The sequence below is a fragment of the Enterobacter sp. Ap-867 genome, assembly GCF_011752855.1.
In the GTDB taxonomy this organism is placed as follows: domain Bacteria; phylum Pseudomonadota; class Gammaproteobacteria; order Enterobacterales; family Enterobacteriaceae; genus Cedecea.
The window spans coordinates 108,424-132,531 of the sequence record NZ_VWWS01000003.1 but is presented as its reverse complement, the minus strand read 5'-3'; the positions used below and the strand labels follow the sequence as shown (position 1 = coordinate 132,531).

Annotated in this window: 26 protein-coding genes; 3 read left to right on the top strand and 23 right to left on the bottom strand. The window is 55.3% G+C overall.

What is annotated here, in order from left to right; translation table 11 throughout:
* Window positions 1-116 precede the first annotated feature (116 nt).
* Together iutA and F3J26_RS11065 are read left to right on the top strand one after the other, a co-directional pair.
* The gene (gene iutA, locus F3J26_RS11070; protein ID WP_008453436.1) at window positions 117-2,318 is read left to right on the top strand and encodes a ferric aerobactin receptor IutA; all 2,202 of its coding nucleotides are present in this window, start codon (window positions 117-119) and stop codon (window positions 2,316-2,318) included.
* 130 nt (window positions 2,319-2,448) lie between these two features.
* Window positions 2,449-3,468, top strand: a complete 1,020-nt coding sequence (locus tag F3J26_RS11065) for a Gfo/Idh/MocA family oxidoreductase (RefSeq protein ID WP_166993776.1) — start codon at window positions 2,449-2,451, stop codon at window positions 3,466-3,468.
* Window positions 3,469-3,515: 47 nt separating this feature from the next.
* Here F3J26_RS11065 and F3J26_RS11060 read toward each other — a convergent pair whose 3' ends face one another.
* The 22 genes from F3J26_RS11060 to yceD all read right to left on the bottom strand — a co-directional run bounded on the left by F3J26_RS11060 (window position 3,516) and on the right by yceD (window position 22,183).
* Window positions 3,516-4,052, bottom strand: coding sequence for a glycine zipper 2TM domain-containing protein (locus tag F3J26_RS11060; protein ID WP_008453441.1), 537 nt, complete (start codon window positions 4,050-4,052; stop codon window positions 3,516-3,518).
* A gap of 211 nt (window positions 4,053-4,263) precedes the next feature.
* A complete protein-coding gene (locus tag F3J26_RS11055) occupies window positions 4,264-5,568 on the bottom strand; it encodes an NAD(P)/FAD-dependent oxidoreductase (protein WP_008453443.1) in 1,305 nt (434 codons plus the stop codon).
* A gap of 402 nt (window positions 5,569-5,970) precedes the next feature.
* Window positions 5,971-6,513, bottom strand: a complete 543-nt coding sequence (gene ycfP / locus F3J26_RS11050) for an alpha/beta hydrolase YcfP (RefSeq protein WP_166993774.1) — start codon at window positions 6,511-6,513, stop codon at window positions 5,971-5,973.
* A gap of 21 nt (window positions 6,514-6,534) precedes the next feature.
* Window positions 6,535-7,557 carry a beta-N-acetylhexosaminidase gene (gene nagZ / locus F3J26_RS11045; protein WP_166993772.1) on the bottom strand — a complete coding sequence of 341 codons (1,023 nt, stop codon included), beginning with the start codon at window positions 7,555-7,557 and terminating at the stop codon, window positions 6,535-6,537.
* Window positions 7,545-8,405 (bottom strand): thiamine kinase, encoded by an 861-nt coding sequence (gene thiK / locus F3J26_RS11040; RefSeq protein ID WP_166993770.1) that lies wholly within the window; start codon window positions 8,403-8,405, stop codon window positions 7,545-7,547. Before thiK ends, nagZ begins: the two co-directional genes overlap by 13 nt.
* Window positions 8,383-9,024 (bottom strand): penicillin-binding protein activator LpoB, encoded by a 642-nt coding sequence (gene lpoB, locus F3J26_RS11035; RefSeq protein ID WP_008453453.1) that lies wholly within the window; start codon window positions 9,022-9,024, stop codon window positions 8,383-8,385. The genes thiK and lpoB overlap by 23 nt, the downstream gene beginning before the upstream one ends.
* On the bottom strand, window positions 9,021-9,404 hold the full coding sequence (locus F3J26_RS11030; RefSeq protein WP_008453455.1) for a YcfL family putative periplasmic lipoprotein: 384 nt from the start codon (window positions 9,402-9,404) through the stop codon (window positions 9,021-9,023). Before F3J26_RS11030 ends, lpoB begins: the two co-directional genes overlap by 4 nt.
* 4 nt (window positions 9,405-9,408) lie before the next feature.
* Window positions 9,409-9,765, bottom strand: a complete 357-nt coding sequence (hinT, locus tag F3J26_RS11025) for a purine nucleoside phosphoramidase (RefSeq protein ID WP_008453457.1) — start codon at window positions 9,763-9,765, stop codon at window positions 9,409-9,411.
* Between the two features lie 171 nt (window positions 9,766-9,936).
* The gene (gene ptsG / locus F3J26_RS11020; protein WP_008453459.1) at window positions 9,937-11,370 is read right to left on the bottom strand and encodes a PTS glucose transporter subunit IIBC; all 1,434 of its coding nucleotides are present in this window, start codon (window positions 11,368-11,370) and stop codon (window positions 9,937-9,939) included.
* 301 nt (window positions 11,371-11,671) lie between these two features.
* On the bottom strand, window positions 11,672-12,466 hold the full coding sequence (locus F3J26_RS11015) for a metal-dependent hydrolase (protein ID WP_008453460.1): 795 nt from the start codon (window positions 12,464-12,466) through the stop codon (window positions 11,672-11,674).
* Window positions 12,467-12,476: 10 nt separating this feature from the next.
* Window positions 12,477-13,484 carry a DNA polymerase III subunit delta' gene (gene holB / locus F3J26_RS11010; protein ID WP_166993768.1) on the bottom strand — a complete coding sequence of 336 codons (1,008 nt, stop codon included), beginning with the start codon at window positions 13,482-13,484 and terminating at the stop codon, window positions 12,477-12,479.
* On the bottom strand, window positions 13,484-14,122 hold the full coding sequence (gene tmk, locus F3J26_RS11005) for a dTMP kinase (protein ID WP_166993766.1): 639 nt from the start codon (window positions 14,120-14,122) through the stop codon (window positions 13,484-13,486). The genes holB and tmk overlap by 1 nt, the downstream gene beginning before the upstream one ends.
* Window positions 14,112-15,134, bottom strand: a complete 1,023-nt coding sequence (yceG, locus tag F3J26_RS11000; protein ID WP_166993764.1) for a cell division protein YceG — start codon at window positions 15,132-15,134, stop codon at window positions 14,112-14,114. Before yceG ends, tmk begins: the two co-directional genes overlap by 11 nt.
* A 10-nt stretch (window positions 15,135-15,144) precedes the next feature.
* Window positions 15,145-15,945: an aminodeoxychorismate lyase gene (gene pabC, locus F3J26_RS10995; protein ID WP_166993762.1), complete on the bottom strand. Its 801-nt coding sequence runs from the start codon at window positions 15,943-15,945 to the stop codon at window positions 15,145-15,147.
* Window positions 15,946-16,054: 109 nt separating this feature from the next.
* Window positions 16,055-17,296: a beta-ketoacyl-ACP synthase II gene (gene fabF / locus F3J26_RS10990; protein ID WP_166993760.1), complete on the bottom strand. Its 1,242-nt coding sequence runs from the start codon at window positions 17,294-17,296 to the stop codon at window positions 16,055-16,057.
* Window positions 17,297-17,381: 85 nt separating this feature from the next.
* The gene (acpP, locus tag F3J26_RS10985) at window positions 17,382-17,618 is read right to left on the bottom strand and encodes an acyl carrier protein (RefSeq protein WP_004157115.1); all 237 of its coding nucleotides are present in this window, start codon (window positions 17,616-17,618) and stop codon (window positions 17,382-17,384) included.
* A 154-nt stretch (window positions 17,619-17,772) separates the two neighbouring features.
* On the bottom strand, window positions 17,773-18,507 hold the full coding sequence (fabG, locus tag F3J26_RS10980; RefSeq protein ID WP_008453466.1) for a 3-oxoacyl-ACP reductase FabG: 735 nt from the start codon (window positions 18,505-18,507) through the stop codon (window positions 17,773-17,775).
* Between the two features lie 13 nt (window positions 18,508-18,520).
* The gene (fabD, locus tag F3J26_RS10975) at window positions 18,521-19,450 is read right to left on the bottom strand and encodes an ACP S-malonyltransferase (RefSeq protein WP_166993758.1); all 930 of its coding nucleotides are present in this window, start codon (window positions 19,448-19,450) and stop codon (window positions 18,521-18,523) included.
* A gap of 17 nt (window positions 19,451-19,467) precedes the next feature.
* A complete protein-coding gene (locus tag F3J26_RS10970) occupies window positions 19,468-20,421 on the bottom strand; it encodes a beta-ketoacyl-ACP synthase III (RefSeq protein WP_039291889.1) in 954 nt (317 codons plus the stop codon).
* Between the two features lie 6 nt (window positions 20,422-20,427).
* On the bottom strand, window positions 20,428-21,462 hold the full coding sequence (gene plsX, locus F3J26_RS10965) for a phosphate acyltransferase PlsX (protein WP_166875161.1): 1,035 nt from the start codon (window positions 21,460-21,462) through the stop codon (window positions 20,428-20,430).
* Between the two features lie 12 nt (window positions 21,463-21,474).
* Complete coding sequence (rpmF, locus tag F3J26_RS10960) at window positions 21,475-21,645, bottom strand: 50S ribosomal protein L32 (protein WP_008453470.1); 171 nt, start codon at window positions 21,643-21,645, stop codon at window positions 21,475-21,477.
* A 16-nt stretch (window positions 21,646-21,661) separates the two neighbouring features.
* Entirely contained in the window at window positions 21,662-22,183 is a 522-nt protein-coding gene (gene yceD, locus F3J26_RS10955; RefSeq protein WP_008453471.1) for a 23S rRNA accumulation protein YceD, read from the bottom strand.
* 232 nt (window positions 22,184-22,415) lie between these two features.
* On the opposite strand from yceD, the gene F3J26_RS10950 reads away from it, so the two are divergent.
* The gene (locus F3J26_RS10950; protein ID WP_166993756.1) at window positions 22,416-23,000 is read left to right on the top strand and encodes a Maf family nucleotide pyrophosphatase; all 585 of its coding nucleotides are present in this window, start codon (window positions 22,416-22,418) and stop codon (window positions 22,998-23,000) included.
* 34 nt (window positions 23,001-23,034) lie between these two features.
* Here the strand turns inward: F3J26_RS10950 and rluC are convergent, their stop codons facing one another.
* Window positions 23,035-23,988: a 23S rRNA pseudouridine(955/2504/2580) synthase RluC gene (rluC, locus tag F3J26_RS10945; RefSeq protein WP_166994048.1), complete on the bottom strand. Its 954-nt coding sequence runs from the start codon at window positions 23,986-23,988 to the stop codon at window positions 23,035-23,037.
* Window positions 23,989-24,108: the final 120 nt, after the last annotated feature.

Genomic DNA, 24,108 nt, shown 5'->3' with positions numbered 1-24,108 from the left:
CCCCCGGCACGCAGGCCACTGCGGGACGGGGGTAACCGTTAACCCCGCGTCAAATTGAAGAATGACGAGGACACAGCATATTTGGGCCGATGTTTGTCAGCCCGTATGAAGGAACAATGATGATAACCAAAAAGCAAACGCTTTGGGCGCTCAATCCGTTACTGCTCGCCATGATGGCGCCGGCAGTGGCACAGCAAACCAGTGACGAGACGATGGTAGTTTCCGCCAACCGCAGCAACCGCACCGTCGCCGAGATGGCCCAAACCACCTGGGTGATCGAGAAAGCCGAACTGGAGCAGCAGATCCAGGGCGGCAAAGAGTTTAAAGATGCGCTGGCCCAGCTGATCCCCGGCCTCGACGTCAGCAGCCAGAGCCGTACCAACTACGGCATGAACGTCCGTGGTCGCCCGCTGGTCGTGCTGGTTGACGGCGTGCGTCTCAACTCTTCCCGTACCGACAGCCGCCAGCTGGACTCTATCGATCCGTTCAACATCGATCATATTGAAGTCATTTCCGGCGCGACCGCCCTGTACGGCGGCGGCAGTACCGGCGGTCTGATTAATATCGTGACCAAAAAAGGCCAGAAGGATACACAGGTAGAGTTTGAGACCGGGATCAAGAGCGGCTTTAACAGCAGCAAAGACCACGATGAGCGCGTCGCCAGTGCCATTTCCGGCGGGAACGACCATATTTCTGGCCGTGCGTCAGTGGCCTATCAGAAATTCGGCGGCTGGTTTGACGGCAACGGTGATGCCACCCTGCTCGACAACACCCAGACCGGGTTACAGTATTCCGACCGCCTGGACGTGATGGGTACCGGCACGCTGAATATCGATGAAAACCAGCAGCTGCAGCTCGTTACCCAGTATTACAAAAGTAAGGGCGACGACGACTACGGCCTGAACCTCGGGAAAAACTTCTCTGCCATCAGCGGGACAAGCAGCCCGTACGTGAGCAAAGGACTGAACTCTGACCGTGTTCCGGGCACAGAGCGCCACCTGATCAGCATGCAGTATTCCAACAGCGACTTCCTCGGTCAGGAGCTGGTGGGCCAGGTTTACTACCGCGATGAATCGCTGCTGTTCTATCCGTTCCCGACGGTAAACGCCAACAAAAAAGCCACGGCGTTCTCCTCTTCCCAGCAGGATACTAATCAGTACGGCGCGAAGCTGACGCTGAACAGCAAGCCGCTCGACGGCTGGCAGCTGACCTACGGCCTGGACGCGGACCACGAGCGCTTCACCTCCAACCAGATGTTCTTCGATTTGGCACAGGCCAGCGCCTCCGGTGGCCTGAACAACCAGAAAATCTATACCACCGGACGTTACCCGGCGTATGACATCAGCAACATGGCGGCGTTCCTGCAGTCCAGCTATGACATCAACGAGATCTTTACCCTGAGCGGCGGCGTGCGTTACCAGTACACCGAGAACAAGATTGATGATTTCATCGGCTACGCGCAGCAGCAGCAAATCGCGGCCGGCACGGCAAAATCTGCTGACGCCATTCCTGGCGGCTCCACCGACTACGACAACTTCCTGTTCAACGCCGGCCTGCTGATGCACATCACCGAGCGCCAACAGGCCTGGCTGAATTTCTCCCAGGGCGTGGAGCTGCCTGATCCGGGTAAATACTACGGCCGTGGCACCTATGGCGCGGCGGTTAACGGCCACCTGCCGCTGACCAACAGCGTCAACGTCGGCGCGAGCAAACTGCAGGGCGTGAAGGTTGATTCCTACGAACTGGGCTGGCGCTACACCGGCGACAGCCTGCGCACGCAGATTGCCGCCTACTACTCGCTGTCCGATAAGAGCGTGCTGGCGAATAAAGACCTGACCATCAGCGTTGTTGACGACAAGCGTCGTATTTACGGCGTGGAAGGCGCGGTGGACTACTTTATTCCAGACACCAACTGGAGCACCGGCGCTAACTTCAACGTCTTAAAAACCGAGTCAAAAGTTAACGGCAGCTGGCAGAAATATGACGTGAAAGTCGCCAGCCCGTCGAAAGCGACCGCCTATATTGGCTGGGCACCAGATCCGTGGAGCCTTCGCGTGCAGAGCACAACGTCGTTTAACGTAAGCGACGCGGCAGGCTACAGCATCGACGGTTACACCACTGTTGATTTACTGGGCAGCTACGAGCTTCCGGTGGGTAAACTCAGCTTTAGCGTCGAAAACGTCTTTGACCGTGATTACACCACCGTTTGGGGCCAGCGTGCGCCACTGTACTACAGCCCGGGCTACGGCCCTGCTTCGCTGTATGACTACAAAGGCCGTGGTCGCACCTTCGGCATGAACTACTCTGTGCTGTTCTAAGCCTCTTCCTTGCCCGGCAGCTGCCGGGCAAGTTCACACGCTTACCCTTCCTAACAGTTTATCCCTCGACCCGCGTAAAATAGTCTTTTAAAAATAAGGGATATTTTCCTCTCTTATGACCGGAGACGATATGCAAGTTGGGTTTATTGGCGTGGGCAGCGTAATAGAAACGGCTTACCTGCCAGCTATTCAGCGACTCGCCCGGCGCGATGTGGTTTGCTATGGGTTTGATCCCGCCCCATGCTACCGCTCTGATGCCATCACGCTTCTCCCCTCCCTAACCCAGCTTCTGGCGCTGCCGCTTGACCTGGTGTTTATCACCACGTCATCGCTCCAGCATTGGCCGATCCTGAAGCAGGTGCTACAGCAAAGTTCGCTGCCCGTCGTGGTGGAAAAACCCGTCTCGGCAACGCTTCAGCAGTTGGACGAACTGACATCATTGCTGAGCGATCCGGCCATTGCCGCGCGGGTGCTCGCCCTGGATCACTGGATGGTGAGAACCGATGCGGCACGTTTTATCGACCGCCTCGAAGATATCGACCGTATCGAGGGATTCCTGCTGGAGCCCAGCGGGTTTAATGCCGTCGGAGAGCCGATTGCGCTGAATTTTGCCACCGGCGAGCCTGATACTCGTGCGCTGCACCACCCGGACGGCGTTATCGTGGACATCGGCACGCATGTGCTGGCGATGATGCGCGAAACGCTGATGCAGGCGGGCGCTGACGAAGCGCTGGAGCTGGAGTTGCTGCTTGCCAAAGACCGGCTCGGCAACGGCATTGTGCCCGGCGATGTCACCACGGCAGAGGGCCAGGCGCTGCTGCGCGGGGAAATGGGCGGCATCCCCTGCGTGCTGCAGCTGAACAAATATGCCGGGCCCGCAGGGGGGCAAAAAGGTATTAATATCGTGCTGAAAGATGGCAGAGTGATTGCCGTCGACAGACGCGGGGTGAATGAAACCCTGAGCGTTGACGACGAGGTAAAACTGGATATCAGCGGGCCGCTGTACGACCGCTGCCTCGGAGAGGTCATTTTTGCCGGTAAAACACTGTTTGAGCAGGCTCCTGTGACGATTCCCGCCTTAACCCGCCGCAGAATTCAGGAAGTCAGGGTTTTATTGACGCTGCAGCAAACGCTGCGCGGCGAGCACTAGAAACACAAAACCCGCCGAAAGGCGGGTTTATATTTTAAGACTCGGTATCAGGCTTTGTTCAGCACCAGCTGGCCTTTGCTGTCCAGCGGGATCTGAGTGCCAGGGTCTTTATCCATGCGGATTTTGCCCTGCTGATCGCCGATTTTGTAGGTCACATCATAACCGAGCATTTTTTCTGATTTGTCATACACAGTCTTGCAGCGCTGCTGGGTGGTGGTGTAGGTATCCCCCTCCTGCATCGCGCCCTGCACCTGGTTCCCGGCGTAGCCGCCGCCCAGCGCGCCCACGACCGTGGCAACATCCTTCCCGCGTCCACCGCCAAACTGATGACCAAGGACGCCCCCGGCCACCGCGCCCAGAGCAGAACCTAAAATACGGTTCTCATCCTGAACAGGTTTGCGGTGCGTCACGGCCACATTGCGGCACTCCTGACGCGGTGTTTTAACCGTTTCCTTGATTGGCGTCGCTGACACCACCTGTGCATACTGGGGACCACGGTCAAACACGTTCAAACTGGCTACCGCAGCCACGCCCAGCGCAGCGGCCACGCCAATACCTATACCCGCTAACATTGATTTATTCACAGGACATCCTCCTGACCTTGTTGTTAACCTAATTTTGCACTGCAGTGACAATATTGAGAAATCAGACAACGGATCAAAAGTGCGGGATCGTGCGGTGAAAACGTGTGTTTAAGACAACTCCGAGCAATCCGCCAGGAATATGCCGAATGTTATGCTGCTTCCCGGCAATAAAAAACCCGGCACGGGGCCGGGTTTCGGAAGGAAATAAAACTTAGTGCAGCTTCAGGCGTGGACGAATCACGCGGTTGATGCTGCCCACCAGCATCATCAGGCCAGTTTTGAAATAACCGTGCAGCGCAATCTGGTGCATACGGTACAGGGAGATGTACACGAAGCGGGCGATGCGGCCTTCCACCATCATCGAGCCGCGCATCAGGTTACCCATCAGGCTACCCACGGTGGAGAATTTGGACAATGAAACCAGTGAACCGTGATCTTTATAACTGTAAGCTTTGAGCGGCTGGCCTTTCATCTGCGCAAGGATGTTAGTCAGCGCGCGGGAAGCCATCTGGTGCGCGGCCTGAGCGCGAGGAGGCACGAAACCACCTTCCGGGCGAGCACAGGATGCACAGTCGCCGATAGCATAGATATCCGGGTCGCGCGTGGTCTGCAGCGTTGGCTCAACCACCAGCTGGTTAATGCGGTTAGTTTCAAGGCCGCCGATATCTTTCATGAAGTCTGGCGCTTTAATGCCCGCCGCCCAGACCATCAGATCCGCTTCGATGAACTCGCCGTCTTTGGTGTTCAGGCCATGCGCTTCGGCACTGGTCACCATGGTTTGCGTCAGCACGCGAACGCCAAGCTTGGTCAGTTCGCTGTGCGCGGCGGCAGAAATGCGCGGCGGCAGCGCAGGCAGAATGCGCTCCCCGGCTTCCACCAGCGTGACGTTCAGCGCTTCGTTGGTCAGCCCTTTGTAGCCGTAGCTGTGCAGTTGCTTAACGGCGTTATGCAGCTCAGCAGACAGCTCAACGCCCGTCGCGCCACCACCAACGATAGCGATGTTAACCTTGCCGCTTGCGCCGAGGTTGGCGGAGTATTTCAGGAACAGGTTTAGCATCTCGGAATGGAAACGACGCGCCTGATGCGGGTTGTCGAGAAAGATGCAGTTCTCTTTCACGCCAGGGGTGTTGAAGTCGTTGGAGGTGCTCCCCAGCGCCATCACCAGCGTGTCGTATGGCAGCTTGCGCTCAGGCACCAGCAGCTCGCCCTTTTCATCGCGCAGTTCGGCGATGGTCAGCGTTTTGCTTTCGCGGTTGATATCCACCACGGAACCCAGCTGGAACTGGAAATGATGATTGCGCGCGTGGGCCAGATAGCTCAGCGCATCCACGCCTTCATCCAGCGAACCGGTAGCCACTTCATGCAGCAGCGGTTTCCACAGGTGGCTGTGGTTACGGTCGACGAGCGTAATTTTGGCTTTTTTGCCACGCCCCAGTTTTTTACCTAACTGAGTCGCCAGCTCCAGACCACCAGCGCCGCCGCCAACAATCACTATTTTTTTCAATGGTGTAGTCAACTTGACCCCCTAAAATATTAACCAATTGTTAATTAAAAGTTATCTAAATAACCTTTAATTAACAAAGGGTTACTGCACGCTTAACGCCAAACTTTATCGAGAATAACATGAAGGGTGCATTGGTCATACCAAAATTGATGTACATCAATTTTTATGCCGAAAAGATAAACAAAAAGGCCAGCGCGAGGCTGACCATGACATTTTCCCTAAATAATTCGAGTTGCAGGACGGCGGCAAAGCTGAGAAACCCCAGGAGCATAGCTAACTATGTGACTGGGGTGACAAATCTGTCGGGAATAGATTTGAACGCTGCTCGCAGCGGCCCTTTAGGGTGAGGCTCATGGATGAGCCGAATAGCAGGTGCAGCCAACACACCTGCGGCTTGAAGTATGACGGGAAAATTTAGCCCAGGGTTTTAAAGGCTTTGATACGTTGCAAATGCCGGGAGATATTTTTGAATTTGTGGGTTTGCTGCTCGTCCCAGACGATTTCATAGTAGTGATGCAGCGCTTCAGCCGTGCGCCGGTTGTCCAGCGCTTCGTCGTTGCGCGAGAGAATAGCCAGGCAGCGATCGCGGTTCTTCTCACGGAAGTTTGGCACGCACTTGGTGGTGATATCCGCGTACTCTTCCGGCCTGTCGATCTTCCCTTCCATGTTTTCATGGGGGTAAAGGTTCGGGTTAAAAATAACCTGCCGCATATCGCAGAGAAAACCAATGCGCTCCGCCCAGAATCCGCCGAGACCCACGCCGCAAATTAAGGGACGTTCGTCGTCGGTAAGCTGCTGCATCTTGTCGACTTCCTTCAGCAGATGCTGCATGTCGTGCTTCGGATGCAGCGTGCTGTAGCTGATCAGCCGCACGTCGGAATCGATAAACTGAAGCTGCAGCACTTTTTCATGGTTTCCAGGACTGTTTGAGTCAAAACCGTGCAAATAGATTATCATCGCATCCTCATTACCTGAATATTAGCCCGCCTTATGCGCCTGCCACTGCTCGTGCAGCGCTTCCAGCTGCTGGTTCACCTGCTTCCAGCGATCGGATGAACGCAGCTCATCGCGGGTAAATGACCCTTTATGATACAAACCTGTAACACGTTCTGCTTTGACCGGCGACAGGTTATCAAGCACGCTCACCGCCCCTTTACGATTATTGCAGACGAGGATCATATCGCAACCGGCGTCCAGCGATGCCTGACCGCGTTCGGCATAACTGCCCATGATAGCCGCGCCTTCCATCGACAAATCATCGGAGAAAATCACACCATTAAAGCCCAGTTCGCCGCGCAGGACCGTTTTTAGCCAATACTCAGAGCCGCTAGCCGGACGCGGATCGACTTCATCATAGATAACGTGGGCAGGCATGATGGCATCCAGCTTATTCTCGCGAATCAGTGAGGCAAAAATGCGCATGTCATGCTCGCGGATTTCCGCCTTCGGGCGCGGGTCGTGCGGGGTTTCTTTGTGCGAGTCGGCGGTGACCGCCCCGTGGCCAGGGAAGTGTTTACCGGTGGTTTTCATGCCCGCAGCATGCATCCCATCGATAAAACACGTGGCCATTGCCAGCGCTTTGGCCGGATCTTCATGATAGGAACGTTCCCCAATGGCCGCGCTGATGTGCCCGATATCCAGCACCGGCGCAAAGCTGATGTCGATATCCATGGCGATCATTTCGCTCGCCATCAGCCAGCCAGCCTCAGCCGCCAGCTTGCCGCCCTCTTCCAGGCCGCGGAGTGCCGCAAAAGATTGTGCCGCAGGCAGACGGGTAAACCCTTCGCGGAAGCGCTGCACGCGGCCGCCTTCCTGATCGACGGCAACAACCAGACGATGGTGCGAAGCTTCACGGATCTGGCGCACCAGTTCACGTAGCTGCTCCGGGTCGTGGTAGTTGCGGGTAAAAAGAATCAAACCGCCCACCAGCGGGTGCTGCAAAATTTCACGCTCTTCCGCATCCAGCTCGAAGCCGGCCACATCCAACATTACTGGGCCCACAATACTCTCTCCTGATGTTTGCTCGCCCGCAGCGCGCGCCACGCGTCGTCTGCCAGCGTAATAAAATGTTGCTCCCCGGTTTGCCGCCAGCGGCATTCATACCAGGACGCCATAAGTAACGCTATCCACGGCCGCCAGCGCGCAACCTGGCGATTGAGGACGTCAAGGCTGAGTGAAGCCTGAGCAGCATACAACTCCAGCAGCGCTTTACTGTCGACGGTGTTTGCCGCCAGCACGGCGGCCAGCTCCAGCGCAATATCGCCATCCCCGGCGTATTCCCAGTCAATAAGCCCCAGGCGATTGCCCGGTTGCCGCACCAGATTTCCCGCGTGAACATCCATATGCAGAGGGGCCAGCCGCAGAGGCCTGGGCTCCCTACGCCGCTTCAGGCGCTTTAATTCACGCAGCCAGGTCAGGGTTCGCCTGTTTGGGTCGCTTTCCTGCCAGTAAAACTCAAGCAGCGGAGCCAGGCTTATGCGCCAGCCGAACGGTTTCTGCCGATGAAGATAATACAATAAGCCCGTTAATTCAGTGAGCGGGGCCAGGTTCGGCAAAACCTCGCCGTCAAGCCAGCGGGTGAACAGCCAGCCTTCCGCCAGACACCAGGGCTCGGGCGCGATGCCGACGGGCAACTGCCTGAGCGCGCGATGATGCCGCCGAAGGGAAATCCCCGGCAAGCGCTGTTCGGGCAGCTTTCTTGCCGTAAAGCTGCCGGCTTCTGTCTCTACGCGGTAGCTTGTGCCGCTCAGTCCCTCGAGCGCAGAAACACAACCGGCGGCCTGAGCCGCCGGAAGGTATCGAGTCACTGCCGCATCGAGCGATGCTTTAGTTGGTTTGCTGAACAGCACCGCTACCCGACCAGATGATTTCGCCAGTTTGCACCAGCATCAGCTGCATTTTCAGCGTGGGCGTGTTCACGTTGCCGCTGGCGTTGGTGTAAAGCACGTACTGTGCGCCGGTGTTACGCGCAATGCCAATCGCTTTGCTTCGCGTACCTAAGCTGTCCTGCGGGGAAAGCCCAAGCTGCTGCTTAGCCATCGAGAGCTGCTGCGCAGAAACCAGCGTGAACTTGTTGTTGTTGGCCAGCGCGCCGCGCAAGGCTTCAGTCGCGCTGCTGGTTTGCAGGCTGCCATTGGTGCGGTTGTTGACGCTGTCCACCAGCAACACGCTACCCGGCGTCACGCCATCCGCCTGCAGCATTTTGCTGACCATCGGCTGCATGGCACTGTTCCAGTCATAGGTGCGAACCTTAGGCTGAGGCGGAATAGTAGGCTCTGGTTGTTCCACAGGGCCAGGCTGCGTCGGCACGGTCGGTACCGTTGGCACGGTAGGCTCCGGCTGAGCAGGCTGCTCTGTGCCAGGTTTAACTTCTTCTACCGGGGCAGGCTGTTCGCCGCGATTAATACACCCGGTCAGGATCAGCGCCACCGCAGTGACGGCCAGATAACGATGAAGTCCCCTAATCAAAATTCGCTCCTTACAGAGAGAGAAAGACGTACTTTTTTGGCTCCCGGCCAGGCTGCAGTCGATTCAATACGCTGCGAAGACTGCCCCGGGAGGGTAACGGTACGCACTTGCTCAAGCGGGTGGATTTCCAGCCCTTTTTTGTCGTACCAGTAGAAACGGTAGTACAGCGTGACCGGCTTATGCTGCTCATTATACAGCGATGATTCGGCCACCGTGGCACCATTCTGTTGAGAGATATCCGGTTTTTCCGCGCTAATCCCGGCCGCCAGCACCGCAGATTCCATGACCAGGGTTTGGTCGTTGTTCACCGGAATGGCGGGGCTAGAGCTACAGCCCGCCACCAGCAGCAGCGCTAACAGACTCAGGGAAAAGCGCGACATAGGCTCAGTCCTTATGCGCCAGCATTGGGCCAAGCGGACGGCCACCCAGCAGGTGCATGTGAATATGGTACACCTCTTGCCCACCGTGTCGGTTGCAGTTCATGATCAGGCGGTAGCCGTCAGCGGCAATCCCTTCCTGTTCTGCAATTTTAGCTGCAACGGTCATCATCCGCCCCAGCGCAAGCTCGTGTTCAGCTTTAACGTCATTGGCCGTTGGGATAAGCACGTTTGGAATGATGAGGATGTGGGTGGGTGCCTGAGGGGAAATATCACGAAACGCGGTGACCAGTTCGTCCTGGTAAACCACATCCGCCGGAATTTCACGACGAATAATTTTACTGAAAATAGTTTCTTCGGCCATGAGCTGTTCCTTGAAGGAGAAAACGGTGTTGGGAGTATGAGCGAGGCGCTCATTTGACTCAACCTTCTGCACGCTTTTCTTTCGTTAAGTGCTGGCCTTTAAAACAAATTCGTCTTTTTTCAGTAACAAAAAAGGGAGGCTTTCGCCTCCCTTATCGCTCCCCGAACAAACTTAGTTGTTACGGATCCACTCATCCATTTCGGTTTTCAGGTTATCGGACTTGGTGCCGAAAATAGCCTGAACGCCGGAACCTGCGACAACCACACCTGCTGCACCCAGTTTTTTCAGGCCAGCCTGGTCAACTTTTGCCACGTCGGCCACGCTAACGCGCAGACGGGTGATACAAGCGTCGAGGTTAGTGATGTTTTCTTTACCGCCGAAAGCGCTAACCAGAGCAGGTGCCATTTCGCTGGTTACGCCAGCGGTGGTTTCTGCGGTGGCGTCTTCACGACCCGGGGTTTTCAGATCCAGTGCCTTAATCAGTACGCGGAAGATGGTGTAGTACACGATCGCATAGCAGATACCGACAATTGGGAACAGCCACAGTTTGCTGCTGTTACCGCTCAGCACGATGAAGTCAATCAGACCGTGAGAGAAGGACGTCCCGTCACGCATGCCCAGTAGGATACAGATAGGGAATGCCAGACCCGCCAGAATCGCGTGAATGATGTACAGGATCGGGGCCACGAACATGAAGGAGAATTCGATTGGCTCGGTGATACCGGTCAGGAACGAAGTCAGCGCCGCGGAGATCATGATCCCGCCCACTTTTGCACGGTTCTCTGGTTTAGCAGAGTGCCAGATAGCAATGGCCGCAGCCGGCAGGCCGTACATTTTGAACAGGAAGCCGCCGGACAGTTTGCCCGCAGTCGGGTCACCTGCCATGTAGCGAGGGATGTCGCCGTGGAACACCTGGCCCGCAGCGTTGGTGTATTCACCGATCTGCATCTGGAATGGAACGTTCCAGATATGGTGCAGACCAAACGGTACCAGGCAGCGCTCGATGAAGCCATAGATACCGAAGGCAACAACCGGGTTCTGGTATGCAGCCCACTGAGAGAAGGTCTGGATAGCCGTACCGATTGGTGGCCAGATGAAGGACAGCACTACGCCGGTGAAGATAGCCGCCAGACCGGAGATAATCGGTACAAAGCGTTTACCGGCGAAGAAGCCCAGATACTCAGGCAGCTTGATGCGGTAGAAACGGTTGAACATGTATGCCGCAATTGCACCGGAGATAATACCGCCAAGCACGCCGGTATCCGCCAGGTGTTTAGCTGCAATTTCTTCCGCAGGCAGGTGCAGGACCAGAGGCGCGACCACGGCCATGGTTTTCACCATGATGCCATAGGCAACAACCGACGCCAGGGCAGATACGCCATCGTTGTTAGTGAAGCCCAGTGCCACACCGATAGCGAAGATAAGCGGCATGTTGGCGAAGACTGAACCGCCCGCTTCCGCCATAACGTGAGAGACAACGACCGGCAGCCAGCTGAAGTTTGCAGACCCGACGCCCAGCAGGATACCTGCGATAGGCAGTACGGAGACTGGCAGCATCAGCGATTTACCCACCTTTTGCAGGTTAGCAAATGCATTCTTAAACATAATAGAGAGTGCTCCTGAGTATTTGTGCTTTTTTTGTACGCATTTACGCATCGAACCGGGGGGAGAACCGGTTCATAAACAGGACATCTAAGTGTCCTTTTATTTATTACGCAGAGTAAAATAAATAACGAAAACTTTGTTTGACGGCTATCACGTTTCTCAGCCGATCGCGCGAAAAACTTTCATTAATTTACATAACACGCTTACAAATGGTTCAAAACGAGCGTGCACCGCTCATTTTATGGCGGTGCACTTTACTCGCTTAGGCTATTAATTACGAGCTTTAAAATAACTATGAATTTCAGAGAGATTGCAGGCGGGATAAGGGGACGTGGAACAAATCAGCAAAGTTCTGCGTGGTGGCAATAGCCAGTTCTTCCAGCGAAACGCCCTTCAGTACGGCCATATATTCGGCAACATCACGCGTCATAGCAGGCTGGTTTTCTTTCCCGCGATGTGGCACTGGTGCAAGATACGGGGAGTCCGTTTCCACCAGCATTCTGTCCAGCGGGACATAACGCGCGGCGTCACGCAGCTGCTCGGCATTCCGGAAGGTCACTATCCCGGAAAAAGAGATGTAAAACCCCATATCAAGCAGTTTACCCGCCGTTTCTCTGTCTTCCGTGAAACAGTGTAGTACCCCGCCGCACTCTGTCACTTTTTCTTCCTGCAGAATGCTCAGCGTATCGGCGCGGGCATCACGGGTGTGGACGATCACTGGCTTGTTCAGCTCGCGGCCAATACGGATATGGTTCCGGAAAGATTCCTGCTGACGCGGTTTTGTTTCCGGCGTATAGAAGTAATCCAGCCCGGTTTCCCCCATTGCGATAACGCCAGGTTCGGCGGCCAGGCGGCGCAGCTCTTCAACGTCGTACTCTTCGTCCTGGTTCAGCGGATGTACGCCACATGAGAAGGCCACGTTGTTACGCTCCCCGACCAGCTCACGCATTCCCCGATAACCGTCAAGGGTAGTCGCCACAGCCAGGCAAAACTTCACGTCCCTGGCGGCCGCTTTTTCCAGAACGTCATCAACGTTTTTGTGCAGGGATTGATAATCCAGGCCATCGAGATGGCAGTGTGAGTCGACCAGAAACATAGTAATACTCTTAGAGATGATGTGAGTGAAGCAGTGCGCCGGGCTGAGCCAGACGCTCCCACGTAAGAAGACTTTCCGTGAGCAGGAGCTCACGGTTAACACCTACCACGTTAAGCAAGGCATCGCGGCAGGTAAACCAGTGGTGAAGCAGGCTTTGCAGCACGGCCGGGGAATAACGCCCGCCGAGGCTTGCCACCAGCGGCTGCATATCCGCGTTGGTGAGCCACGCCCCTGCCCCCTGCTGCCACTTGAGGGCATCAACCAGCAGCGCGCAAAGCCAGTGGACGCGGCGGGCAGCGTCCTCATGGTTTAATGCCGGCAAAAGCGCCAGCAGGTTGTTCGCTTCCCCAGCCTGAGTGAGCTTCTCGCAGAGCTGCTGCCGGGCCTTCCACTGTTCGGGCTGCAAAAGCGCCAGCGCGGCGGCAGGAGCCCCGGAGCTAAGCCGCAGCGAGGCCTGAAGCTCTTCCGCAGAGGCCGTTGTCTCGCGGCCCAGCCATGCCAGAGCAAAACGCTCATCCGGGGGCGCAAGGTGCCAATAAAGGCAACGGCTGCGCAGCGTTGCGGGCAAGTGCGCGGGTTCGCGGCTGCTCAGAAAGAACCAGGTATTTCTTGGCGGCTCTTCCAGCGTTTTCAGCAACGCGTTCGCCGCGGCCTCGGTCAGCAGATCGGCATCTTTCAGCCAGACGACTTTCGCCCCGCCCTGCTGGGCGTGGCCATAAAGCTTCTCGGTGATGTCACGCACGACATCAATTCCGAGGCTGGATTTGCCTTTTTCTACTTCAAGGGAGTAGCTGTCAGGGTGCGTACCCGCCTGCATCAGCTGGCAGCTATGGCAATGGCCGCAGCTTTTATTGCCTTCCGGGATTTGGCACATCAGCCAGCGGCACAGGGCGTAGATTAACGCGTCGTCCCCCAGGCCCGGCAGCGCGTGAACCAGCAGCGCATGATGCCCACGCCCGGCCTGATACTGGCCGATAAGCTGCTCAAACGCGCCGCGAAGCCACGGATACCATTTCACTATTGCTGCTCCCGGAACCAGGTCAGCACGGCCTCACGCACGGCCAGCGAGACGTCATCCAGCGGCTGCGTTGCGTCGATGGTTTTAATGCGGCTGTCGCGGCCTGCCAGTTCCAGATAACGCGCACGTGTGCGGTTAAAGAAGTCGATAGATTCCTGCTCAATGCGGTCAAGTTCACCCCGGGCGCGGGCGCGGGTTAACCCCACTTCAGGCGTCACGTCGAGATAAATCGTCAGGTCAGGATAAAAATCGCCCAGCACGGTGTTGCGCAGCGCCATCAATAACTGCTGGTCAATCTGACGCCCGCCGCCCTGATAGGCCTGGGTGGAGAGATCGTGGCGATCGCCGATGACCCAGCTACCACGCGCCAGGGCCGGTTTGATCACCGTTTCTACCAGTTGGATGCGCGCCGCGTAGAACATCAGCACTTCGGCTTTATCGGTCACCTTTTCATCACCGATCCCGGCATTGTTGAGCGTTAACTCACGCAGGCGCTCGGCTAGCGGCGTGCCACCGGGTTCACGCGTGAAGGTCAGCTCGCTGATACCCAGCTCTTTTAAGGTCGCCACGACCACGTTATGGGCGTTGGTTTTCCCGGCGCCTTCCAGGCCTTCGATGACGATAAATTTACTGTCCATTTTTATCCTTAAGAGCTTTGATATAGACCTGCACCGCCTTGTTATGGCTGGCGAGGTTGGTGCTAAAGGTATGACCACCCTTACCGTCAGCAACAAAATAGAGATACGGCGTTTTTGCCGGGTGCGCCGCCGCTTGCAGAGACGCTTCGCTCGGCACCGCAATCGGGCCCGGCGGCAGGCCGCTAATCACATAGGTGTTATACGGCGTGGGAGTCTCGAGATCTTTGCGCGTTAGCTTACCATTATAGCTGTCGCCCATCCCGTAGATAACGGTGGGGTCGGTTTGCAGGCGCATGCCAATACGCAGGCGGTTAATAAACACCGACGCCACCTGGTCACGCTCGGCCGCGACCGCGGTTTCTTTTTCGATGATCGAGGCCATGGTCACCAGGTCGTTTTCGGTTTTATAGGGCAAGCCATCAACTTTGCTTTCCCAGGCCTGCGCCACGGCTTTAACCATTTTTTGATGCACGCGCTTAAGCAAAGCAACATCCGTGGTGTGGGCGGTGTACATCCAGGTGTCCGGGTAGAACCAGCCCTCGACCCATTCAGGGTGCTCAAATTTCAGCGTCTCCGCCACGGTCGCATAGCTGTCGTCTTTTAGCGTGTGCTGGATGTATGGGGCATCTCGCAGCTGCTCGAGTAAATCGCTCAGGCGCATACCTTCCACAAAACGCAGCGGGAACTGCGCCTCTTTCCCACTGGCCAGCAGGCGGAGCATATCGGTGACCGTCATCCCTGGCGTGAGGCGGTATGTACCAGCCTTAAATTTGGCCAGATCCGGCTCGACGCGCAGCAGCCACTGGAAAACACGCGGGCGTGTAATCAGTTTCTCTTCATAAAGCTGAGTGCCCAGAGCTAAACGTCCGGTGCCCTGCTTCAGGGTGAAAATGGTTTCCTGTTTGATCGGCAACGGCGCTTTTGCCAGCTGGCGCACCTTCCACATGCCTGCACCGGCGGCGATGCCAAGCACAATCAGCAAAACCAGAAAGAAACGAAACATTTTTTTCATCGGTAATCGGTTACTCACAAAGTGGGGCTAAAAAACAGTAAAGTTCACGCGATGTGTAGTCCCAGTCCTGGGCCTGGTTCACCGGTACAACCGGCATTAGCGCATTGCAAACGATCGCTTCATCCGCATCGGCCAGGGTTTCCAGACCTTCGCTGACCTCATGCAGCCGCCAGGAGGAATCCGTCAGGCACGCAATGATGCGCTGGCGCATCGTGCCATTCACGCCCGCACCGTTAATACACGGCGTATAAACGTCGTAACCTTTGCGCCAGAATAAATTAGCCGCACAGCATTCCACCAGGCTCCCCTGACTGTCAAGAACCAGCGCCTCCTGGGCCGCCGTCTGTTCAAGATGCGTACGAATAAGAACCTGTTCAAGCCGGTTAAGATGCTTAAGACCCGCCAGGGAAGGATTAATGCCTATTTTCACAGGACTGAGCGCCAGCCTAATCCCCTGCTCGCGCCAGGCGGGATAAAAGTCAGGGTAAGGCGACAGAGAGAGCATTCGCGTAGGCTGTGTGCAGTTCGATGCGCTGTAACCGCGCCCGCCCGCCCCGCGAGAAATAATCACCTTGAGCACGGCTTTGGTTTCAGAGGTCGCCAGCATGTCCATCTCATCACTGAGCATGGCCCAGTCAACCGGCCCTATCATCAGCGCTTCGCAGGCCTGCTGCAGGCGGCGAAGATGATCTGCCTGAAAGCGAATCTCACCATCAATAACACGGGCGGTAGTAAAGCAGCCGTCGCCAAACTGGATCGCCCGGTCGTTTGCCGGCAGCGTTTTCTGCCACTGGCCATTAATAAGATACATAGGGGTTCCTCAGGATACGGAGACACAAGGTTGCCAGAGGGATTTACGGGCGACAAGAGGGGAATTCTGAACAGCAAAAGGGCCCGCAAGCGGGCCCTTTCAGAAACGGTTAGATCTTCTTGAAGATCAACGAACCGTTGGTACCACCGAAACCGAAGGAGTTACACAAAGTATACTCCAGGCCACTTACCTGACGAGCTTCGTGTGGCACGAAGTCCAGGTCACAGCCAACATCCGGGTTATCGAGGTTGATGGTTGGTGGCACGGCCTGATCGCGCAGCGCAAGGATGGAATAGATAGACTCTACCGCACCCGCCGCCCCTAACAGGTGGCCCGTCATCGATTTAGTTGAGCTCACCATCACACGGCTTGCATCGGCACCAAAGATAGACTTAACCGCCTGCGTTTCAGCTTTATCACCTGCCGGTGTAGAGGTACCGTGGGCGTTGACGTAGCCAACCTGCCCTGCAGAAATCCCTGCATCGCGCAGTGCGTTTTCCATCGCCAGCGCAGCACCTGCACCGTTTTCTGGTGGAGAAGTCATGTGGTACGCATCGCTGCTCATACCAAAGCCAACAACTTCTGCATAAATTTTCGCGCCGCGTTTTTTCGCGTGTTCGTACTCTTCCAGTACGATGACGCCTGCGCCGTCGCCCAGTACGAAGCCGTCACGATCTTTATCCCACGGGCGGCTTGCCGCTTGCGGGTTGTCGTTACGGGTAGACAGTGCGCGCGCCGCGCCAAAGCCACCAACGCCCAGCGGGCTACTGGCTTTTTCTGCACCACCTGCCAGCATTGCGTCTGCATCACCATAGGCAATGATACGTGCCGCATGGCCGATGTTGTGTACGCCAGAGGTACAAGCCGTGGCAATGGAAATGCTCGGACCACGCAGACCCAGCATGATGGTCAGGTGACCTGCCACCATATTGACGATGGTTGAAGGCACGAAGAACGGGCTGATTTTACGAGGGCCACCGTTAACTAAAGAAGAGTGGTTCTCTTCAATAAGCGTCAGGCCACCGATACCAGAGCCGATTGCAGCGCCGATGCGGGCCGCGTTTTCTTCCGTTACTTCGAGGCCAGAATCCTGCATGGCCTGAATGCCAGCAACAATTCCATATTGAATGAATTCATCCATCTTGCGCTGATCTTTGCGCGAGATGATGTCTTCACAGTTAAAATCCTTTACTAAGCCAGCAAATTTCGTTGCGTAGGCGCTAGTATCGAAATGGTCGATCAGGCTGATGCCACTCTGACCGGCAAGGAGAGCTTTCCAGGTAGACTCTACGGTATTGCCGACAGGAGACAACATGCCCAGTCCGGTCACAACTACACGACGCTTAGACACGTTTGTCCTCCAGGGAGGGAAAAAATACTAGTGGGACAATTCAGATAAAACTCAGGCGGTCGAATGACCGCCTGGAGATGTTCACTTACGCCTGGTGGCCGTTGATGTAATCAATGGCAGCCTGAACGGTGGTGATTTTCTCAGCTTCTTCGTCCGGAATCTCAGTATCAAACTCTTCTTCCAGAGCCATTACCAGCTCAACGGTGTCAAGAGAATCAGCGCCCAGGTCCTCAACGAAGGAAGCGGTGTTCACTACTTCTTCTTGCTTAACGCCCAGTTGTTCGCCAATGATTTTCTTAACGCGTTCTTCGATAGTGCTCATACTCTTAAATTTCCTATCAAAACTCGCTTTCGCGATGGTTTTCGTAGTGTATAAAATGTTGAAAAAGATGCAACCAAATCCCGGCTGGTCAAACCACGATTTTACGCTATTTTGCGGGCATTCGCCCAAATAACGCAAATATTTTTCACCGTGATTAAACCATATACATTCCGCCGTTGACGTGCAGGGTCTCACCAGAGATGTACCCAGCTTCGTCAGAGGCTAAAAATGCTACTGCACTGGCGATTTCATTTGCGTCGCCTAAGCGACCCGCAGGAACCTGCGCCAGTATACCCGCACGCTGTTCATCAGAGAGCGCACGCGTCATGTCCGTTTCAATAAAGCCCGGAGCAACAACGTTCACAGTAATACCGCGAGACGCGACTTCGCGCGCCAGCGATTTACTGAAGCCAATCAAACCAGCCTTCGCCGCAGCGTAGTTAGCCTGACCAGCATTTCCCATGGTACCAACCACAGAACCGATAGTGATAATACGCCCATGACGCTTTTTCATCATAGCTCGCATTACCGCTTTTGACAGACGGAAAACAGATGACAGGTTAGTTTCGACAATGTCGTTCCACTCGTCTTCTTTCATGCGCATCAGCAGGTTATCGCGAGTGATACCGGCGTTGTTCACCAGAATGTCTACTTCACCAAACTCTTTACGGATGCTGTCCAGCACGGCTTCAATGGAAGCCGGGTCGGTCACGTTCAGCATGAAGCCTTTGCCGTTTTCGCCCAGATAATCGCTGATGGCCTGCGCGCCGCTTTCGCTGGTCGCAGTCCCGATAACTTTTGCCCCGCGAGCCACTAAGGTCTCTGCGATGGCGCGGCCGATACCGCGGCTAGCGCCGGTAACCAGCGCAATTTTTCCTTCAAAACTCATGGTTTTCCTCGTTTTATTGTTCAAGCGCCGCTGACAGCGTTGCAGGCTCATTAATGGCCGTTGCCGTCATGGTGTCAACAATACGTTTGGTCAGCCCGGTCAATACTTTACCCGGACCCACTTCCAGCAGTTGGGAAACGCCCTGTGCCGCCATAAACTCTACGGATTTAGTCCACTGGACCGGGCTATAGAGTTGACGTACCAGCGCGCTACGGATAGCGTCTGCCGCGGTTTCACACTTCACGTCAACGTTGTTCACAACCGGAATTACCGGTGCGTTAAAGGTGATATTTTCCAGCGCTACCGCCAGCTTATCCGCCGCAGGTTTCATTAGTGCGCAGTGGGACGGCACGCTAACCGGCAATGGCAGAGCACGTTTTGCGCCCGCGGCTTTACACGCAGCGCCTGCACGCTCAACGGCTTCTTTGTTACCCGCGATCACAACCTGGCCCGGAGAGTTAAAGTTCACCGGAGAAACAACCTGCCCCTGCGCTGACTCTTCACAGGCTTTGGCAATAGAAGCATCGTCCAGACCGATAATGGCAGACATCGCGCCAGTCCCTTCCGGAACGGCGTCCTGCATCAGCTTGCCGCGCAGCTCAACCAGGCGAACAGCATCGGCGAAATCAATTACGCCAGCACACACCAGCGCGGAATACTCGCCCAGGCTGTGGCCTGCTAACAGCGCAGGTGCTTTACCGCCCTGCTGCTGCCAAACGCGCCACAAAGCGACAGAAGCCGTCAACAGGGCCGGCTGAGTCTGCCAGGTTTTGTTCAGCTCTTCCGCTGGCCCTTGCTGCGTCAGCGTCCACAGGTCATAGCCCAGCGCGTCAGAGGCTTCGCGGAACGTGGCTTCAATCACCGGATAGCTTGCCGCGAGATCGGCCAGCATGCCAACGGACTGGGAACCCTGTCCCGGAAACACCATAGCAAATTGCGTCATGTCGAAAATTCCTTTAATCAAAAACGAACCAGTGCAGAGCCCCAGGTGAAACCGCCCCCGAACGCTTCCAGCAGCACCAGTTGACCGCGTTTAATACGGCCATCGCGTACCGCTTCATCCAGCGCAGCCGGGACGGATGCAGCAGAGGTATTGCCATGGCGATCCAGGGTCACGACGACATTATCCATCGGCATACCGAGCTTCTTCGCGGTCGCGCTGATGATGCGCAGGTTAGCCTGATGCGGTACCAGCCAGTCGAGCGCGGTGCGATCGAGGTTATTCGCAGCCAGGGTTTCGTCGACGATATGAGCCAGTTCGGTCACCGCGACTTTAAACACTTCGTTCCCGGCCATCGTCAGGTGAACTGAATTCTCAGGATTCACGCGATCGACGTTCGGCAACGTCAGCAGATCGCCATAGCTACCGTCTGCGTGCAGATGGGTAGAAATGATACCAGGCTCTTCAGACGCCCCTAACACAACGGCGCCCGCGCCATCGCCAAAAATAATAATGGTACTGCGATCTTCAGGATCGCAGGTACGTGCCAGAACATCGGCCCCGATAACCAGCGCATTCTTCACTGCGCCAGATTTCACGTACTGATCGGCAATGCTTAACGCATAAGTAAAGCCTGCGCATGCCGCCGCCACATCAAACGCCGGACAGCCTTTAATTCCCAGCATCGCCTGAATCTGACAGGCGGCGCTTGGGAAAGCGTGCGTGGAAGAGGTTGTTGCTACAACAATCAGGCCGATGTCATTTTTATCAATGCCGGCCATGTCCAGTGCATGAAGCGCGGCTTCATAACCCATGGTTGAAACGGTTTCATTCGGGCCCGCAATACGACGCTCGCGAATACCAGTCCGGGTGACAATCCACTCGTCGGTCGTATCAACCATTTTTTCCAGGTCAGCGTTAGTACGCACTTGTTCAGGCAGGAAGCTGCCGGTACCAATAATCTTCGTATGCATTTACGCTCAGTCACTCTTGGGTAATACAGATTCCAGGCGGGCAGCAATTCTGGTGGGAACTTGCCGCCGCACCGCCTGCACTGCCTGTTCAATCGCGACAGCAAACGCTCGCTGATTGGCCGCACCGTGGCTCTTAATCACCGTGCCGCGCAATCCTAACAGACAGGCGCCATTATACTGGTCGGGGTTGAGGTGACCGAATCGCCTTATCAGACGCTTTTGTAGCCACTTCTTCAATATTATCAGCCACCACGACCTTTTTTTTCCTTCCCCCTGCGATTTGAGCAGTGAAAGGAACATCCTGACAACACCTTCCATCGTCTTGAGTGTGACGTTGCCGACAAAACCGTCACAGACCAGAACGTCCGTCTTGCCAGTGAGCAATTCGTTGGCCTCAAGGTATCCAATATAGTGCAATGAAGGCATTGTTTTTAATAATGCAGAGGCGTCGCGGATACTGTCCAGCCCCTTCGTCTCTTCTTCGCCGATATTCAGCAGCGCAACGCGCGGGCGAGAAATACCCAGTACTTCTTCGGCCATCACGGAACCCATAATGGCAAACTGCACCAGCATCGTGCTGTCGCAGTCAACATTGGCGCCGAGATCGAGCACCACCGTTTTACCTTTTTGCTGATGAGGTAATACCGTCATCAGCGCCGGGCGCTCTATTCCGTCTATCGGCTTGAGCAGTAACTTCGCAAGCCCCATCAGCGCACCGGTATTCCCGGCACTGACGCAAGCCTCTGCCCGCCCTTCTTTAACCAACTCCAGCGCAACGCGCATTGACGATCCCCGGCTGGCACGGATCGCCTGAGAAGGTCTGGCATCACTGGCAATAACCGATTCCGCAGGAATAATCTGCAGACGTGAGCGTTGCTCGAAATCAGCTTTGGCAAGTAATGGCGTGATTGCGTCGGGATTGCCGACTAAAAGAAGATTAAGCGAAGAGTTAGAGTCCAGTGCCTGCAAAGCTGCAGGCACTGTCACGGAAGGACCGAAGTCCCCACCCATGGCATCTAACGCTAGGGTTAGACGTCTCAAGGTTGCGCCAGATTACTTAGCGATAACCTTGCGGCCGCGGTAGAAACCGTCGGCAGTGATGTGGTGACGCAGATGAGTTTCCCCAGAAACTTTGTCCACGGACAGGGTGGCGGTGGTCAGCGCGTCATGGGAACGACGCATGCCACGTTTGGAACGGGTTGGTTTATTCTGTTGTACGGCCATGGACCTTACTCCTCAATTACTTACGCTTTAAACTGGCTAATACGGCAAATGGGTTTGGTTTTTCCGCCTCTGGAGGCAGTTCGCCAAAGACCATGTCCGCCTCGGACACTTCACAGTGTTCAGAATCATGCACCGGAACTACAGGCAGGGAGAGGATAACTTCATCTTCCACCAGCGCCCGCAGATCGATTTCACCGAATTCGTTAACCTCAATCGGCTCATACGCTTCCGGGAGTGCTTCAGCCTGTTCGTCAGAGCGGACCGGACTGAAACAATACGTTGTGTGAACATGATGCACAAACGGTTTCCCGCAACGCTGGCATTCGAGCGTTACCGTCACCTTTGCATCGCCGGTCAAGACCGCGAGGCGCTGGTTATCGATAGCGAATCTCATGGAGCATTCTACATCAGTATCCACACTGACTACAGACTCGGCGATACGCTCAACCTGATCGGAAGCATACACTCCTTCGTAATCAAGGCGTTTTTGAGCCGTACGAACCGGATCAAGAGTCAGGGGTAATTTTACCTTTTGCATAGGGCGCGCATATTAACTTTGTAACGTCATAGAGTCAAAGAAAAAGGCCTGGAAACAGCGCCTTTTGCCATTTCTACCCTAAATAGTTTAAGTTGCAGGCAGACGCCCAGCTCAGCTAAGTGAGTACAGGTAACGCCCGTGCGGCTTAAAATATGACGGGTATATTCGCACACATTGCGGTGGCACAGTTTAAAATGCCTTCATCCAATTCGCTATCTTTAATGAAAAAAATATGAAACCGATTGTTCTGGCTTCCACCTCCCCCTTTCGCCGCAGCCTGCTTGAAAAGCTCGGCATGTCTTTCATCACTGCGTCACCAGAGGTCGATGAGACGCCATACCCGGGAGAAGATGCACGCCATTTAGTGACCCGTCTCGCCCAGGCCAAAGCGCAGGCATTAAAAGAACGCTTCCCGCACCACCTTATTATCGGTTCCGATCAGGTTTGTGTTCTGAATAACCACATCACGGGAAAACCACACACGGTAGAGAATGCCGTACATCAGCTGATGCTGGCCCGGGGCACTATCGTGACCTTTTATACCGGGCTGGCTCTGTATAATTCTGCCAACGGGCAGCTACAAACGCTGTGCGAGCCTTTTGATGTTCATTTTCGTCATTTGACGGAGGATGAAATTCGCCGCTACGTGCAAAAAGAGCAGCCACTCAACTGTGCCGGGAGTTTTAAAAGCGAAGGATTGGGCATCACGCTGTTTGAAAGGCTTGAGGGGAAAGATCCCAATACGTTAATCGGGCTGCCGCTCATCAGCCTGTGCAAAATGCTGCGCAACGAAGACTGTAACCCGCTGCTGGCGTAATAAAAAATGCTCCGTCAAAGCGGAGCATTTTTCTTTATTTAGCGTTGCGTAAAACCTGCAGGCAGCGCTTTAACTGATTGTCCAGCGGCGCTTCAATGCGAATCACCTCCCCGGTATTCGGGTGGGTAAACTTGAGCGCGGCAGCGTGGAGGAACAGACGGTTGAGCCCGGTGCCCGCAAGCTGCTTATCAAACTCGCGGTCACCGTAACGATCGTCAAAGGCGATCGGATGGCCCGCGTGGAGAGTATGCACACGAATTTGGTGCGTGCGCCCGGTAACCGGACTGCAGCGAACCAGCGTCGCAAATTCGTAGCGCTCTTCCACCTTGAAGTGAGTCTCAGAAGGCTTGCCTTCACTATTCACTCTCACGATGCGCTCCCCGCTTTGCAGGATATTTTTCAACAGCGGCGCCTGTACGACTTTTACGTGCGACTGCCATTGCCCGCGCACCAGCGCAAGGTAATCCTTCTGCATGCCTTTATCGCGCAGTTGTTCATGAAGCGAGCGCAGCGCAGAGCGTTTTTTAGCGACCAGCAGAACGCCGGACGTATCGCGGTCAAGGCGATGTACAAGCTCAAGGAAGCGCGCTTCCGGGCGCAGGGCGCGCAGCCCTTCAATCACCCCGAAGCTCAAGCCGCTACCGCCGTGTACCGCAGTACCGGAAGGCTTGTTTAGCACCAGAATGTGGTCGTCTTCATAAAGAATGACATCGGTCAGCGCAGCGACTTTTTGCAAATGCGGAGAAACGGCTTCTTCCTCACGCTCGGCAACGCGCACCGGCGGAATGCGCACTTCATCGCCTGCTTCAAGTTTGTACTCTGGCTTGATGCGTTTTTTATTTACCCGCACTTCACCTTTGCGCACGATGCGATAAATCATGCTTTTTGGCACGCCTTTCAGGCGGGCGAGCAAAAAGTTGTCGATACGCTGCCCGGCCTCATCGGCGGAAATTGCAACGATTTTTACTGATGGAGTCTCTGTTTTCATGGTCGGCGATTCTAAATAGCCCTGGCGCATAGCGCCACTCATTTTTATGTGCTTAACTGACAATCTGTTCTGTTTTAAACCGTCCAGACCGCCTTTTTTCATCCCCTTTGTGGCGAGGTT

Excerpts from the sequence above, each read along its gene's own strand:
- F3J26_RS11030 (WP_008453455.1), bottom strand. The coding sequence starts at position 9,404 with ATGTCGCGCTTTTCCCTGAGTCTGTTAGCGCTGCTGCTGGTGGCGGGC.
- rluC (WP_166994048.1), bottom strand. The coding sequence starts at position 23,988 with ATGAAAACAGAGACTCCATCAGTAAAAATCGTTGCAATTTCCGCCGAT.
- yceG (WP_166993764.1), bottom strand. The coding sequence starts at position 15,134 with ATGAAAAAAATGTTTCGTTTCTTTCTGGTTTTGCTGATTGTGCTTGGC.
- iutA (WP_008453436.1), top strand. The coding sequence starts at position 117 with ATGATGATAACCAAAAAGCAAACGCTTTGGGCGCTCAATCCGTTACTG.
- F3J26_RS11065 (WP_166993776.1), top strand. The coding sequence starts at position 2,449 with ATGCAAGTTGGGTTTATTGGCGTGGGCAGCGTAATAGAAACGGCTTAC.
- tmk (WP_166993766.1), bottom strand. The coding sequence starts at position 14,122 with ATGGACAGTAAATTTATCGTCATCGAAGGCCTGGAAGGCGCCGGGAAA.
- F3J26_RS10950 (WP_166993756.1), top strand. The coding sequence starts at position 22,416 with ATGAAACCGATTGTTCTGGCTTCCACCTCCCCCTTTCGCCGCAGCCTG.
- F3J26_RS10970 (WP_039291889.1), bottom strand. The coding sequence starts at position 20,421 with ATGCATACGAAGATTATTGGTACCGGCAGCTTCCTGCCTGAACAAGTG.
- yceD (WP_008453471.1), bottom strand. The coding sequence starts at position 22,183 with ATGCAAAAGGTAAAATTACCCCTGACTCTTGATCCGGTTCGTACGGCT.
- fabD (WP_166993758.1), bottom strand. The coding sequence starts at position 19,450 with ATGACGCAATTTGCTATGGTGTTTCCGGGACAGGGTTCCCAGTCCGTT.
- ptsG (WP_008453459.1), bottom strand. The coding sequence starts at position 11,370 with ATGTTTAAGAATGCATTTGCTAACCTGCAAAAGGTGGGTAAATCGCTG.
- F3J26_RS11015 (WP_008453460.1), bottom strand. The coding sequence starts at position 12,466 with ATGTTTCTGGTCGACTCACACTGCCATCTCGATGGCCTGGATTATCAA.
- fabG (WP_008453466.1), bottom strand. The coding sequence starts at position 18,507 with ATGAGTTTTGAAGGAAAAATTGCGCTGGTTACCGGCGCTAGCCGCGGT.
- hinT (WP_008453457.1), bottom strand. The coding sequence starts at position 9,765 with ATGGCCGAAGAAACTATTTTCAGTAAAATTATTCGTCGTGAAATTCCG.
- rpmF (WP_008453470.1), bottom strand. The coding sequence starts at position 21,645 with ATGGCCGTACAACAGAATAAACCAACCCGTTCCAAACGTGGCATGCGT.
- pabC (WP_166993762.1), bottom strand. The coding sequence starts at position 15,945 with ATGTATCTTATTAATGGCCAGTGGCAGAAAACGCTGCCGGCAAACGAC.
- acpP (WP_004157115.1), bottom strand. The coding sequence starts at position 17,618 with ATGAGCACTATCGAAGAACGCGTTAAGAAAATCATTGGCGAACAACTG.
- ycfP (WP_166993774.1), bottom strand. The coding sequence starts at position 6,513 with ATGATAATCTATTTGCACGGTTTTGACTCAAACAGTCCTGGAAACCAT.